The organism is Variovorax sp. LG9.2 (genome assembly GCF_035018885.1).
Classification (GTDB): Bacteria; Pseudomonadota; Gammaproteobacteria; order Burkholderiales; family Burkholderiaceae_C; genus Variovorax.
The window spans coordinates 117652-130984 of the sequence record NZ_JASJXB010000006.1 but is presented as its reverse complement, the minus strand read 5'-3'; the positions used below and the strand labels follow the sequence as shown (position 1 = coordinate 130984).

Below are 13333 nucleotides of genomic sequence, written 5' to 3'. Positions count from 1 at the left end.
TCTTGCCGCTGGCCGTCGGCCCTGCGATGGCGATGTAGGCAATGTCGCCAGCAACCAGGTCGACATCACCCGCCACGCGGTTCCCCGAACTTCTGCACCAGCGTCCAGGCGATGGCTGCGATGCAGGCGCACCAAAACCACATGCCGTAAGCCAGCGGCCGCACGGTGCCGTCCATGTGCGTGCCGAGCCAGCCGCCTATAAAGAAGGCGGCAAGCATCATTACGAAGCCGTTGAGTGCCGACGCGGCGCCGGCCGCTTGCGGAAAGGGCCCGACGGCACCCGTCTGGCCACATGGCTGATGGATGCCGTGGCCGAGCATCACCAGTGTCAGCGGCAGCACGATGGCAAAGGTGGACTGCACACCGCCGAGGGCGAGCGCGCCCATGATTGTGCCGCCGGTCAGCGTGAGCACGCCGCCCCTCGCAATGCAGCCGCGCAGGCCATAGCGGGTCAGCCAACGGCGGCACAAAAAGGTGCCGGCGATGTAGGCCAGCGAGTTCCAGAGCATCACCAGCCCGTACTGCGTCTTCGTCAGGCCGAGCACCTGGATGAAGACGAACGACGACGAGGCCAGGAAAGTGAAGAGCACGGCATAGGCCGCGGTCGTCAGCGCGGTGAACGACAGAAAGGTCGGGTTGCGCACGACGGTCGACCAGGTACTGACGAGCGTGGCTGGCCGCAGTGCATCGGGGTTGCGCCGCGTCAGCGTTTCGTTGAAGCGCAGTGCGATCAGTGCCAGCGTCGCAGCGCCGAACAACGCGGGTAAAAGCAGTGCGAAGCGCCAGCCGAAACCGTCGGACACCACGCCGCCGAGCGGCGCGCACAGGCAGGCGATGATGCCCAGGCCGGTGAGCGCGCGCGACATCATGCGGGCACCTTCTGCCGGCGGATAGAGGTCGCGCACGATGGCGCGCGCCGACATCACCGCGGCACCCATCGCTGCGCCCTGCACGGTGCGCCAGACGATCAGCAGCAGCATCGACGGCGCCAGCATCGCGCCGATGGCGGCGAGGACGTAGGCCGCCAGACCCCACAGCAATATTGGCCGCCTGCCGAAGCGGTCCGACAGCGGGCCGAGCACCAGTTGCGAGCAGCCGAACGCCAGCAGCAGGGCGCTCAAGGTGAGTTGCGCGTGCTTCATCTGCGCGCCGAAACCGGTGGTCAGCGCAGGGAGGGCCGGGAGATAGAGATCGGTGGTGACCGGCTGAATGCCCAGGAGGAAGGCCAGCGTGACGACGGCCAGCGCGGGCGACATCGGCAACGAAGCCGCGCTTTTCATCGCTGGAGCTTCGACGACCGTCGCGGGTTTTGAATCGGCCGGAACGGCGGTGGACTGCATTGGCCCGAGGGTAACAAACGCGCCACTTCGGCGCTGTTTGAGGTCAAGCTTTCGCTTGAGCGCCGCGCGTCAGCTCTGCGGCTCGTGCAGGCTCGCCATCGTCAATGGCGGCTTCATGCGAAACAACTGCGCCAGCGCCGCGCGGTACTGCGATTCGCCGATGGAGTTGGTGTCGTGGTGCGAGCCGCCTTTGACCAGCACGAACATCTTCGGCACGGTGGCCGCGTCGTACAGCTTGCGACCGAGCGTCGGGTTGATAAGGCTGTCGGCCGAGCCGTGCACCACCAGCAGCGGCGCACCGATGTTCTTTACGCTGTCGATCGCGTCGAAGCGCTGCGTGATGAAAGGGCCGAACGGCAGCCAGCCCCACTTGAAGCTGCTCGCCACATCGGCAATCGATGTGAAGGTGCTCTCTACGATGGTGCCGCTCTCGTCGCTGACGTGCGCGGCCAAGTCGATTCCGATGGCGCCGCCGAGCGAGTGGCCGAAGATGTAGCGACGTTGCTGCGGGTGCGCTGCGGCCAGCCATTCCCAGGCCGCGCGGGCGTCCTCGCGCGCCGTTGCTTCAGATGGCAGGCCGGCTGAACTCTTGCCGAAGCCGCGATAGTCGATGGCGAGTACCGAAAAACCCAGTTCGTGCATGCGGCGAATGCGGGGCGCAGAGCCGGCGACGTTGTAACGGGCGCCGTGCAAAAAAAGCAAAACGGGGGTGTCGACCGATTCGGGCGCGCCGCCGAGCCAAAGACCATGCAGGCGGGCGGGCTCTGACGTGATATTCGATTTGAAGTCGATCCAGACGTCGGTCATGCCTTCTGTCATGGCGGCGCTGTTGCCCCAACTCAAGTCGCTAGGCTGAAAAATCCATTCGCGCTGACGCTCGTCGAGCGTCGCGCACCCGCCGGCCAACAGGGCGAACAGGGTGATGACGGCAGCAAAAAGAGACCAACGCTTCATGGGGTCGTTAGCAGACTGGCCTCGGGGGCCAAAAGTTCAACGAAAGGTTGCACGGGGGAAGCCATGCAACGCCCGTGCCCGACTTTCGGATGACGCTGGAAAACCCTGAGAAACCAGCAGGAACTTGTCGGAAAGGGTCAGCGACCGCGCAGAAACAGCCCGTCGAGCTCGCGCACCGAGAGCTGCCGCCAGGTCGGGCGGCCGTGGTTGCACTGATCGGAACGCTCGGTCGCTTCCATTTGACGTAACAAGGCGTTCATTTCATCGATCGTCAGCTTGCGGTTGGCGCGCACCGCGCCGTGGCACGCCATGGTCGACAAAAGCTCGTTTTGGGCGCGTTGCACCACCGTGCTGGCGTCGTGCTGCGCCAGTTCGGCCAGCACGCTGCGCGCCAGTTCGACCGGATCGCCATCGGCCAAGGTGCCCGGCACGGCGCGAACCGCCAGCGTGCGCGGCGAAAACGGCGTGATTTCAAGCCCCAGCGTCGGCAATATCGCGGCACAGGCCTCGGCCGTCGCGACTTCTTGCGGCGTGGCGGCAAAAGTCGCCGGAATCAGCAGCGGCTGGCTGGTGATCGCTGCGCCGTCGAGCTGCGTCTTGAGCCGCTCGTAGACGATGCGCTCGTGCGCCGCATGCATGTCCACGATGACCAAGCCTTGCCGGTTCTCGGCCAGGATGTAGATGCCCTGAAGTTGGGCGAGGGCGCGGCCGAGCGGCCAGGCCTCGTCGGTGGAGGCGGCGCCGATCATCGGGACGGCGCTCGCAGAAGTGCTCGCCGAAGCATCTGCGGTGCGATCCGGCGATGACGATTGCAGCCAGGGCGCAATTGCAGAATAAGAGTCTTCGGCCGGCGCTGGCTGGGCTGCGCTTTTCGGCCACATCGCGAAGGCGTCGCCGGCGCCCCTTTCCGCGGCGAAGTGCATGCCCGATTGCGCCCATTGCGCCGGGGCGGCCGGTGCAACCTGCCGGAAAAACGGGGCATTCACCGTCGTTGCCGCCTCACCCGCACGCGGTGCGGCCAGCGCATTCTCGATGGCGTGGCGCACCGCCTGGTGTACTTCCCGCCCATCCCTGAAGCGCACTTCGATCTTCGTCGGATGCACATTGACGTCGACCCGCGACGGATCGATCTGCAGGTACAGCGCATACACCGGCTGGCGCTGGCCGTGAAGCACGTCTTCGTAGGCACTGCGCACGGCGTGTGCGAGCACCTTGTCTCGTACGAAGCGGCCGTTGACGTAGAAGAATTGCTGGTCGCCACGGGACCGCGCCGCATCGGGAATGCCCGCACGGCCCGCCACGTGCACAACGCCGCCCGTGTGATCGACCGCCACGCTGCGGGCCACGAAGTCATCGCTCAGCGCATCGCCCAGTCGCTGCTCCCGGCTGGTGGCGGCGCGCCACTGTTCGACCAGCCTGCCGTCGTGCCAGACCGCGAAGCCGACATCGGGCCGCGCAAGGGCATGGCGCCGCACGGCCTCGACGCAGTGTGCGAGTTCGGTGGCGTCGGTCTTTAAAAACTTGCGGCGCGCCGGCGTGGCGAAGAACAGCTCGCGCACCTCCAGCGTGGTGCCGATTGCGCGCGCCACCGGTCGCAGTTCGCCGGTGCGGCCGTCGAGTGCCCAGGCGCTGGCGCCATCGGCATCGCGCGACTGGATCGTCATGTCGGCGATCGCGTTGATGGCCGCCAGCGCCTCGCCGCGAAAGCCCATCGTGCCGACGGTTTCGAGATCGCCCAGGCTCGCAATCTTGCTGGTGGCGTGGCGTCGCAGAGCCACCGTCAGTTCATCGCGCGGAATGCCCTGGCCATCATCTTCGACGGCGATCAAACGCACGCCGCCGGCCGACAGGCGCACGGTGATTTGCGTCGCGCCGGCGTCCAGCGCGTTGTCCAGCAACTCGCGCACCACCGAGGCGGGCCGCTCCACCACTTCACCTGCGGCGATCTGGCTGATCAGCTCGTCGGGGAGTTCGCGGATGGGACGGCGGGGGGGCGGAGTGATGGGAAGGGCGCTCACGCAGTCATTCTAGGAGCGCCCTTCGTCGGTGTTCCGCTAGGCGACGTCTTTCCAGCCAGGCATCAACGCGTTCGATGGCAGCGTTTCGTCGAGCAGCTTGCGCGCCGTCTCAACCCCGGCCACCGGCAGCAGTTTGGGGTCGAGCAAACCGACCTGCACCAGCACGCTGGCCTGGTCCCAGTAAATGTGCTCGTGATAGAGCTTGTTGCCGCGGAACTTGATGACCGCGAGCAGCGGCACTTCGACCCGCTTGCCCGTCGGTGCGATGCCGGGGAGCATCCACGGGATCTCCGTGGTGTGGGTGAAGGTGAACAGCATTTCGTCCACCACCTGCGTGGCGCCGACGGTGCGGGAGATCGGTGTCAGCGCCGTGTCGGGTGGGTTGCTGTTGACGAAGTGGTCGCTGTAAAAATGATGCAGCTGCTTGTAGCCCACGCCGCCCGTCATGGTCGGGATGTGGTTCACGTAAGGCTCGGCAACCATCGTACTCATCGTGTCGTCGACGTTGCGGGTGCCGAACTCGTATTCGCAATGCTTGTCCCACAGCGCCGACAAATCGTAGTGCGGGCCCATCGCGGCCTTGAGCGCGCCGATGGTGCGTTCGTGGGCCATCAGCGCCGAAGCCTTGTCGTAGTGCTCGCCGCCAAGCCGCGCGAACGCGTGGTCCATGCCGGGATAGACATGCAGCGCGATGTTGGGGCGTCCCTTGAGCGTCTGCACGATCTTGTCGCGCGCTTCAGGCGGGCAAAACTTGTCGAGCTCGGCGATGTGCAGCACCAGCGGCGATTTGATGCTGTCAGCCTCGCCGAGCGCGGCGTCGATGCCCACGCCGTAGTAGCCCACGGCCACGTCGGCATCGGTGCGGCAGGCTGCCAGATAGGCCAGCTTGCCGCCGAGGCAGAACCCCAGCACGCCGACCTTGCCGGTCACCTCGGCGCGGGCGCGCAGGGTGGTGATGGCGGTCTGGATGTCTTGCATGCCCTTGGCTTCGTCGAATCCCTGAAAGTAGCCGAAGGCGCGCTGCCAGTCGGCTTCGGTGTAGCCCAACTCGACGTTGGGTTCCTGGCGCCAGAAGATGTCGGGCACCAGCACCACGTAGCCTTCTTCTGCGTAGTAGTCGGCAACGTCTCGCATGGTGCTGTTGATGCCGAAGATCTCTTGAGCGAGCACCAGGCCGGGGCCACTGCCACCGGCGGGCAACGCCAGATAGCCACGAAAACTGCCACTGCCGTCGCCGGCTTTCATGTCGATGTATTGACCTGCCATTTGATTCTCCGTAGGGGTGTGAACGAGCTCTGGTTTGAAGCTTTACGCACAGATAGTTTAGGCGTAAAGTAGTTTGGTGGCGCGAAAGCTGCTTGTAGATTGTCCATCGATCAACACGATTTCAAAAGAATATGAAACGAGGCATTCCGAGCTTGCGCGGGCAGGACCATACGGGCATCACCGTACCCGACCTGCAGGCCGCTATCGACTTTTTCGTCGACGTCATCGGCTGCGAACTGGCCACCACTTTCGGCCCGTTTCGGGACGACACCGGCAGCTTCATGGCCGACACGCTCAACGTGCACCCGCGCGCCGTGGTCGAGCAAATCGCTTTGCTGCGTTGCGGCATGGGCTCGAACATCGAGCTGTTCCAGTACAGCGCCCCCGACCAGCGGCAAGACCTGCCGAAGAACAGCGACATCGGCGGCCACCACATCGCCTTCTATGTCGACGACATCGACGCTGCTGTCGCCTACCTGAAGGAGCGCGGCGTGCGCGTGCTGGCCGGGCCACTCGCGGTGACCGAAGGACCGGCTGCCGGCCAGACCATCAACTATTTCCTGGCGCCGTGGGGCTTGCAGCTCGAGCTGATCAGCTACCCCAAAGGCATGGCCTACGAAGCCACTTCGCCGACCGTGCTGTGGTCGCCGAAATCACCTGCCCAATAGTTTCGTTTCAGTTTTAGCCTCTCGCCTTTCGCTTCTCGTCTCACCTCTCGTCTCACTTCTACTACCGGGGAATCTCATGTCCGAATTCGATCGCCGCCGTTTTCTGCAGGCTGGAGGCAGTGCCGCGCTTGCAGCGGGCTCATTGAGCGGGCTGTTGCTGACATCCGCCGAAGCCCAGCAAGCGGACACGCTCACCATCGCCTACAACGTGGGCTTGCCGAGTTGGGATCCGACCACCGGTCCGTCGGCCGTCAACCCGTCGATTCAGGGCATCTGGAAGTCGGTGTTCGACCAGTACATCGACCAGGCTGCAGACCTGTCTTTCAAGCCCGGCCTCATCAGCAAGTGGGGCTGGAACGCCGACAAGACCAAGATCGAAATCGAACTGCGCCAGGGCGCGCTGTGGCACGACGGCACCCCCGTCACTGCCGCCGACGTGGTCTGGAACCTGAAGCGCGCAGGCGACCCCAAGTCGGGCAATCCGGTTGCCGGGATCATCTGGTCGAGCGTGGACAACTTCCAGATCACCGGCAACAAGATCACCGCCGACGTCAAGCAATACGTCGCCGACTATTTCAAGTGGATGGCCTTCTTGACGGGCTTCATGATCCCGCAGGCTTACTACGAGAAGGCCGGCGCCGCCGGCTTCGAAAAGAAGCCCATCGGCTCGGGCCCGTACATGATCGAGGAGTTCGTGCAGGGCTCGTTCGTCAAGCTCAAGGCTTTCGACAAGTACTGGGGCGCCAAGCCCGCGTTCAAGAACGTGACGATCAAGTTCGTGACCGACCCGAGCGCGCGCGTGGCCGAAATCGAAACCGGAAAATCAGACATCACGCTCGGCGTGCCTTTCGAAGAGTTCGACCGCCTGAAGGCGCTGCCGCACCTCACTGGCGTGAGCTCGCCCATCACCGACATCGCCATGCTCTTCATCACCGACGTCGAGCCGATGCTCGACGAGAACGTGCGCAAGGCGGCGGTGTTCGCGGTCGACAAGCAGGCCATCGTGAAGCGACTGCTGCGCGGATACGGCGTGGTCATCGATACCTTGCAGGCGCCGCAGTACGCCGCCTTCGATGCGACCACCAAGGTCAAGTACGACCCCGAACTGGCCAAGAGCCTGCTGGCCAAATCGGGCTACAGCGTGGCCAAGCCGGTCAAGTTCAAGATCCAGACGACGCGCGGCTATCTGCCGAAGGACTACGAGACGGTGCAGGCCATCGTCGGCATGTGGCGCAAGGTCGGCATCGAGGCCGAGATCGAGGTTTACGAAATCGCCAAGCATTTCGAGCTGCGCCTGAGCCACAAGCTGGCGCCGATGGCCTTCTACAACTGGGGAGACGCCATCGGCGACCCCAATGATTCGACCGGCTTCGCCATGTTCGGCCCGAGCCCGCACTCCGGCTGGAAGTCCAAGGAAGTCGACGCCATGATCGGCCCGCTGTGGGGCGAGAAAGATGAAGCCAAGCGCATCGCCGGCTGGAAGAAGGTCGACAAGTACATCGCCGATAACGCGCTCGTGTTGCCGCTCTATCAGCAGGTGCAGACCATTCTCTTCAAGAAGACGCTGGCAGTGAAGCCGCATATGGCGGGTTACCTGCTCGCGCAGTCGGTCGGCAAGGCAGCCAAGGCTTGACGGCATGCCGCTGAAGCGCCTGTTGTGGGCGCTGCCCACGCTTTTGGGCGTGCTGGTGGTGGTGTTCGTGTTGCTTCGGGTGGCGCCGGGCGACCCGATCGCGATGATGATCGGTCCGGGTGCGACGCCCGACGACATCCTCGCCCTGCGTGCGCTGTACGGCTTCGACAAGAGCCTGTCGGCGCAGTTCTTCATCTACCTCGGCCAGGCGGCCCTCGGCCACTTCGGCCAGTCGATCACGCTCAAGCAGGACGTGCTCGATCTGGTGATGGTGCACCTGCCGCTGACGCTCGAGTTGTCGGCGCTCGCGCTCGGCATCGCCGTGTTGCTCGGCGGTGCGGCGGCATTGGCGGCGGTGTCGTTTCGCGGTAGCTTGCTGGAGCGCGGCATCGACGTCGCGACGGGGTTCATCACCGCCATCCCTGACTTTTTATGGGGCCTGGCCGGCATTCTTTTTCTGGGCGTGCTGCTGCCGGTGCTACCCGTCTTCGGCTTGCTCGATTCAAGCCTGCGCTTCGATTCGGTGACCGGCTTCGTATTGCTCGAGAGTCTGGTGCGCGGACGCTTCGATGTATTGGGCTCTGCCCTGTATCACATGCTGTGGCCGGCGCTGTCGTTGGCCTTGCCGCTGGCCGCGATGATCGCGCGCGTGCTGAAAGCGTCGCTGCTCGAAGTGCTGGCGCAAGACTACATCCTGGTCGCGCAGGTCAAGGGCTTCAGCCCGTGGCAAGTGCTGTGGCGCGAGGCGCTGCGCAATGCGCTGGGCCCGGCGCTGACGCTCACAGGCGTGCAGTTCACCTTTCTCATCGGCGGTACGGTGCTCATCGAGCGGCTCTTTGGCTTGCCCGGCCTCGGCAACATGGCGATCGATGCCGTCATCAACCGCGATTTGCCCTTGATCCAGGGCATCGTGCTCACCTTCGCGGTGCTGTTCATCGCCGTCAATCTGGCGGTCGACGTACTCAACACCCGCATCAACCCCAAGCTGCGCACATGAGCTTGCACGTAGCGATGCCTCATTTTCAAAAGCGCGTGTGGGTCGGCGCGAGTCTGCTCCTGCTGATGCTGGTGTGCGCCGTGTTCGCCCACTGGATCGCACCGCACGATCCCTTGGAGCAAGACCTGATGGCGTCGAGCCTGCCGCCCGCGTGGAGCGCCGACGGTGATGCGGCGCACTGGTTCGGAACTGACAGTCTCGGGCGCGATATCTTGTCGCGGCTCATCTACGGCGCGCGGCCGGCCATGACGGTGGCGCTGGCCGGCGCCACGCTGGCGGCGCTCATCGGCACGGTGCTCGGGCTTTGGGCGGGCTTCTACGGCGGCGTGATCGACACGGTGGTGTCACGGCTGGTCGATGTCTGGATGTCGTTCCCGGCGGTGCTGCTGTCGATCGTGCTGGTGGCCGTCATCGGTACCGGGCTGACCTCCGTGGTGCTGGCGATCGCCATCATCGACTGGACGCGTTTTTGCCGCGTCGTGCGGGCCGAGGCGCAAGTGCAGGCCAGCCTCGACTACGTGACCTCGGCGCGCACCATCGGCCAGTCGCGCGCGTCTGCGTTGTGGCGCGAAGTGCTGCCTAACGTGGTGCCCTTGCTGCTCACGCTGTTCACGCTGGAGATGGGCATCGCGGTGGTCATCGAGGCCATCCTGTCGTTCGTCGGGCTCTCGGTGTCGAGCGATATGCCGACCTGGGGCGGACTGGTGCAGGAAGGTCGCCTGTACGTCAACCAGACGCCATGGCTGCTCGGCCTGCCGATCGGCGCCATCGCGGTGACGGTGCTGGCGTGCAATGCGCTGGGCGATGGATTGCGCGAATCGCTCGATCCCCTGCTGTCTAAATAAGAACGACAAGCGACATGGCCGCCTGCCTCGAAATCGACAGTCTTCATCTGACATTGCGCGCAGGCCGCAAGCGCGCGGCGCGCCTGATCCTGCGGGGCATCGACCTGCACATCGCGGCGGGTGAGGTGCATGCGCTGGTCGGCGAATCGGGCGCTGGCAAGAGCATGGTCGGGCGCACCGTGCTCGGCATCACGCCACCGGGTATCGAGGTGGTGGCCGGCAGCGTGCGCTTCCAGGGGCTCGACTGGCTGGGGCTGACGGCAGCGCAACGCCGCGTCCATCTGGGCCGCGACATCGCGTTGATTCCGCAAGACCCGCTGACCGCGTTGAATCCTGGTCACACCATCGGTACGCAGATCAACGACGTGCTGCGACTGCACCTCGGTCTCGATGACAAGCAGGCGACGGCGCGCGCCATCGAACTGCTCGACTCCGTGCAGGTGCGCTCGCCGGCCACGGTCGTGCGGCAGTACCCGCACGAGTTGTCCGGTGGCATGCGGCAACGCGTGCTGATCGCTATCGCGTTCTCGTGCAAGCCGAAGCTCATCATTGCCGACGAGCCGACCACCGCCCTCGACGTCACGGTGCAGCGCGAGGTGTTGCGTCTGCTGCGCGACCTGCAGCGCGACGAAGGCGCTGCCGTTCTTTTCATCACGCACAACCTCGGGCTGGTTGCCAAGCTGTGCGACTCGGTCAGCGTGATCCATTCGGGTCGCATCGTCGAATGCGGCGATGTACGCAGCATCATCGAGACCCCGCGCACGCCCTACACGCGCTCGCTGTTCGCGGCGACGCCGCGCTACGACCGGCCGGCAGACACGTTGAAGCCGATCGCCGAAGAGGTGACGGATACGCTCTGGGCCTCGGCGCACAGCTATGACCAGAGCTGGTTCGCGGCGCGCGACACAGCGAATCCGGCAGCCCGTCGCGCGGAGACGCCACATGTCTGAGCCACTGCTCGATGTTCGCGGGCTGAGCTTGTCGTTACCCGACCGGTCGAGCCGTCGCGCGTTCGGCAAGCCGCCGCTTCGGCAGATTCTTCACGACATCGACTTGCAGGTGGCGCCCGGCGAATGCGTAGCGCTGGTCGGCGAGTCCGGTTCGGGCAAGACGACGCTGGCACGCACGGTGCTGCGACTCTATGAACCTCAGCAAGGTGACATCGTTTTTGCAGGCCGAGAGACAACGCACATGAGCGAGCTCGAGTTGCGACCGCTGCGCGCGCGCATGCAGATGATCTTTCAGGACCCACTCTCGGCGCTGAATCCGCGACGGCGCGTCGGCGAGATCGTAGTGCAGCCTTTGTTGAGTTATGGCCGCCTCGGCGCAGCGCCGACGGCGGCGGCACTGAAAGAAAAGGCGCGCGCATTGCTGCAACAGGTGAGCTTGCCGCCGGAGTTCGCGACGCGCTTTCCGCATGAGTTGTCGGGCGGGCAGCGTCAGCGGGTCGGCATTGCACGCGCCATTGCGCTGGAGCCCGATCTGATCGTCGCCGACGAGATCGTTTCGGGCCTCGACGTGTCGACGCAAGCCCGCATCCTGTTGCTGCTGCGTGAGTTGCGCACGCGACTCGGCATGGGCATGATCTTCGTCACCCATGATCTCTCCGTGGTGCGGGTGCTGTGCGATCGCGTGGTCGTGATGTGCGAAGGCCGTATCGTCGAAGAAGGACCAACGGCCGACGTTTTTGCGAACCCGCAGCATCCGTACACGCAAGCACTGCTCGAAGCGATTCCGCTGCCGGAAATCGATGCGAGCTGGCTGGCTCGCACCGAATTTGTCGTCAATTAACCAAAGGAACCGTCCATGGATCTGCATCAAGCAACCGCCCTCGTCACAGGCGCCAACCGGGGCCTCGGCCGCGAACTCGTTCAAAAGCTGCTGGCGGCCGGTGCACCCAAGGTCTATGCCGCGGCGCGCGACACGGGCGCGCTCGCCGACCTCGTGGCGGCGCATCCCGGCAAGCTGGAAGTGATAACCCTCGACATCACCAATGCCGAGCAAGTCGAGGCGGTGCGGGCGCACTGCGGCGACGTGAACTTGCTCATCAACAACGCAGGGGTCAACCGCGGGCAGGGGTTGATCGCGGCCCAATCGCTCGACCATGCGCAGGCCGAGATGGCGACCAACTACTTCGGCACGCTCGCGATGTGCCGCGCCTTCGCGCCGCAGCTGGCGAAGGGCGGCGCCATCGTCAACGTGCTGTCGATCCTGGCGAAGGTGACTCTGCCGGCGATGGGTTCGTTGTGCGCCTCCAAGGCCGCGGGGCTGCGCATGACCGAAGGCGTCCGCGCGGAACTCGCGGCGCAAGGCACGCATGTGATGGCGGTGATGACCGGCCCAGTCGATACCGACATGAGCCGCGATTTTCAGGGGCCAAAATCGTCTACGGCCGAGGTTGCGAACGAGGTGATCGAAGGCCTTCGTCGTGGTGACGAGGAGGTCCATCACGGCGACATGGCCGCTTGGATCAACGGCGTCATCGGAGCCGACCCAAAAAGCATCGAGCGCGAACTCGCCAAGTACCTCCCGGCCTGAATTTGCTGCCCGTTAGGCGGGCGCCGCGGCGCGCAACGGATAATCGGCCGCCATGGAATTCATCAGCTACCTCGTCGACTTCGTTCTGCATGTCGACAAGCACCTCGAGACCTTCGTCGTCGCCTACGGGCCGTGGGTGTACGCATTGCTCTTCGTCATCGTGTTCGTGGAGACGGGCGCGGTAGTCATGCCGTTTTTGCCAGGCGATTCATTGCTGTTCATCGTCGGCGCGTTGTGTGGCATCGGCTTGATGAGCTATCCCCTGGCGTGCGGGGTGCTGGTCGCTGCGGCCATCCTTGGCGACCAGTGCAATTTCAGCATCGGGCGCTACATCGGTCCCAAGGTTTTTCAGTGGGAGAGTTCACGCTTCTTCAACCGCAAAGCCTTCGACCAGGCGCACGGTTTTTATGAGCGGTACGGTGGCATCACGATCATCCTTGCGCGCTTCATGCCGTTCATTCGCACTTTTGCGCCCTTCGTTGCAGGCGTGGCTGAAATGAAGCGTGGAAGTTTCACCATGTTCAACGTCGTCGGCGCGCTGATCTGGGTGCTCAGCATCACCACGGCGGGTTACTTTTTTGGCAACTTGCCGTGGGTGCGTGAACATCTCGACAAGATCATCTGGGCCTTGATCTTCGTGCCGGGACTGCTGGCGATCTTCGGCGCGTGGCGCGCCGGCCGTGCAGAGAAGGCGCGGGCCGCTGGTGCTCAGGCCGAGGCCTGAGCGGGCCGTGCAGCCGGTAGTGCCTCAGTAGCGGGGGCCGTTGTTCGGGTAGTACCCGCGATTGGCGTTATTGCGTTGGTCCGAGTTCTTGCCCACCTCATTGCCGATCAGGCCGCCGATGGCTGCACCACCGACCGTGCTGGCGGCGTTGCCACCGAGAACGTTGCCTAGCAATGCGCCACCCACCGCGCCGCCTGCAACGCCCAACTGCTGATTGGGGCCTGTGCCAGCACAGCCAGACAAAGCCATCACCGACGTTGCGACGGCCGCCGCGATCCAGATACGTGTTTGCATGATGTCCACCTTAGAGTAGTAGTGCACTCAACTTAGGCAGCCGCGTGCATGCGGGC

At 64.5% G+C, this 13333-nt stretch carries 13 protein-coding genes; 8 read left to right on the top strand and 5 right to left on the bottom strand.

Annotated elements, in window-relative coordinates; genetic code table 11:
- Positions 1-65: 65 nt before the first annotated feature.
- The 4 genes from QN413_RS08480 to QN413_RS08465 form a co-directional block, all read right to left on the bottom strand.
- The gene (locus QN413_RS08480; protein ID WP_323496181.1) at positions 66-1280 is read right to left on the bottom strand and encodes a multidrug effflux MFS transporter; all 1215 of its coding nucleotides are present in this window, start codon (positions 1278-1280) and stop codon (positions 66-68) included.
- A 129-nt stretch (positions 1281-1409) separates the two neighbouring features.
- Positions 1410-2294 (bottom strand): alpha/beta hydrolase, encoded by an 885-nt coding sequence (locus QN413_RS08475; RefSeq protein WP_187051374.1) that lies wholly within the window; start codon positions 2292-2294, stop codon positions 1410-1412.
- A gap of 137 nt (positions 2295-2431) precedes the next feature.
- On the bottom strand, positions 2432-4312 hold the full coding sequence (mutL, locus tag QN413_RS08470; protein WP_323496180.1) for a DNA mismatch repair endonuclease MutL: 1881 nt from the start codon (positions 4310-4312) through the stop codon (positions 2432-2434).
- Between the two features lie 36 nt (positions 4313-4348).
- A complete protein-coding gene (locus QN413_RS08465) occupies positions 4349-5578 on the bottom strand; it encodes a dienelactone hydrolase family protein (RefSeq protein WP_323496179.1) in 1230 nt (409 codons plus the stop codon).
- A 131-nt stretch (positions 5579-5709) separates the two neighbouring features.
- Here QN413_RS08465 and QN413_RS08460 point away from each other — a divergent pair, with 131 nt between their 5' ends.
- The 8 genes from QN413_RS08460 (at position 5710) to QN413_RS08425 (ending at position 12983) form a co-directional block, all read left to right on the top strand.
- Positions 5710-6246: a VOC family protein gene (locus tag QN413_RS08460; RefSeq protein ID WP_187051377.1), complete on the top strand. Its 537-nt coding sequence runs from the start codon at positions 5710-5712 to the stop codon at positions 6244-6246.
- Between the two features lie 76 nt (positions 6247-6322).
- Positions 6323-7879, top strand: coding sequence for an ABC transporter substrate-binding protein (locus tag QN413_RS08455; protein WP_323496178.1), 1557 nt, complete (start codon positions 6323-6325; stop codon positions 7877-7879).
- A gap of 4 nt (positions 7880-7883) precedes the next feature.
- Positions 7884-8876: an ABC transporter permease gene (locus QN413_RS08450; protein WP_323496177.1), complete on the top strand. Its 993-nt coding sequence runs from the start codon at positions 7884-7886 to the stop codon at positions 8874-8876.
- Positions 8873-9721, top strand: coding sequence for an ABC transporter permease (locus QN413_RS08445; protein ID WP_323496176.1), 849 nt, complete (start codon positions 8873-8875; stop codon positions 9719-9721). Before QN413_RS08450 ends, QN413_RS08445 begins: the two co-directional genes overlap by 4 nt.
- Positions 9722-9735: 14 nt before the next feature.
- Positions 9736-10671: an ABC transporter ATP-binding protein gene (locus QN413_RS08440; protein ID WP_323496175.1), complete on the top strand. Its 936-nt coding sequence runs from the start codon at positions 9736-9738 to the stop codon at positions 10669-10671.
- Positions 10664-11512 (top strand): ATP-binding cassette domain-containing protein, encoded by an 849-nt coding sequence (locus QN413_RS08435; protein ID WP_323496174.1) that lies wholly within the window; start codon positions 10664-10666, stop codon positions 11510-11512. The genes QN413_RS08440 and QN413_RS08435 overlap by 8 nt, the downstream gene beginning before the upstream one ends.
- A 15-nt stretch (positions 11513-11527) precedes the next feature.
- The gene (locus tag QN413_RS08430) at positions 11528-12259 is read left to right on the top strand and encodes an SDR family oxidoreductase (RefSeq protein ID WP_323496173.1); all 732 of its coding nucleotides are present in this window, start codon (positions 11528-11530) and stop codon (positions 12257-12259) included.
- 52 nt (positions 12260-12311) lie between these two features.
- A complete protein-coding gene (locus tag QN413_RS08425; RefSeq protein ID WP_323496172.1) occupies positions 12312-12983 on the top strand; it encodes a DedA family protein in 672 nt (223 codons plus the stop codon).
- A gap of 24 nt (positions 12984-13007) precedes the next feature.
- On the opposite strand, the gene QN413_RS08420 is transcribed toward QN413_RS08425, so the two are convergent.
- Positions 13008-13277 (bottom strand): glycine zipper 2TM domain-containing protein, encoded by a 270-nt coding sequence (locus tag QN413_RS08420; protein ID WP_323496171.1) that lies wholly within the window; start codon positions 13275-13277, stop codon positions 13008-13010.
- Between the last annotated feature and the right edge of the window lie 56 nt (positions 13278-13333).

Coding starts and splice junctions, on each gene's coding strand:
- QN413_RS08435 (WP_323496174.1), top strand. CDS start 10,664: ATGTCTGAGCCACTGCTCGATGTTCGCGGGCTGAGCTTGTCGTTACCC.
- QN413_RS08480 (WP_323496181.1), bottom strand. CDS start 1,280: ATGAAAAGCGCGGCTTCGTTGCCGATGTCGCCCGCGCTGGCCGTCGTC.
- QN413_RS08445 (WP_323496176.1), top strand. CDS start 8,873: ATGAGCTTGCACGTAGCGATGCCTCATTTTCAAAAGCGCGTGTGGGTC.
- QN413_RS08440 (WP_323496175.1), top strand. CDS start 9,736: ATGGCCGCCTGCCTCGAAATCGACAGTCTTCATCTGACATTGCGCGCA.
- QN413_RS08420 (WP_323496171.1), bottom strand. CDS start 13,277: ATGCAAACACGTATCTGGATCGCGGCGGCCGTCGCAACGTCGGTGATG.
- QN413_RS08465 (WP_323496179.1), bottom strand. CDS start 5,578: ATGGCAGGTCAATACATCGACATGAAAGCCGGCGACGGCAGTGGCAGT.
- QN413_RS08430 (WP_323496173.1), top strand. CDS start 11,528: ATGGATCTGCATCAAGCAACCGCCCTCGTCACAGGCGCCAACCGGGGC.
- QN413_RS08460 (WP_187051377.1), top strand. CDS start 5,710: ATGAAACGAGGCATTCCGAGCTTGCGCGGGCAGGACCATACGGGCATC.
- QN413_RS08425 (WP_323496172.1), top strand. CDS start 12,312: ATGGAATTCATCAGCTACCTCGTCGACTTCGTTCTGCATGTCGACAAG.
- QN413_RS08455 (WP_323496178.1), top strand. CDS start 6,323: ATGTCCGAATTCGATCGCCGCCGTTTTCTGCAGGCTGGAGGCAGTGCC.
- QN413_RS08450 (WP_323496177.1), top strand. CDS start 7,884: ATGCCGCTGAAGCGCCTGTTGTGGGCGCTGCCCACGCTTTTGGGCGTG.
- QN413_RS08475 (WP_187051374.1), bottom strand. CDS start 2,294: ATGAAGCGTTGGTCTCTTTTTGCTGCCGTCATCACCCTGTTCGCCCTG.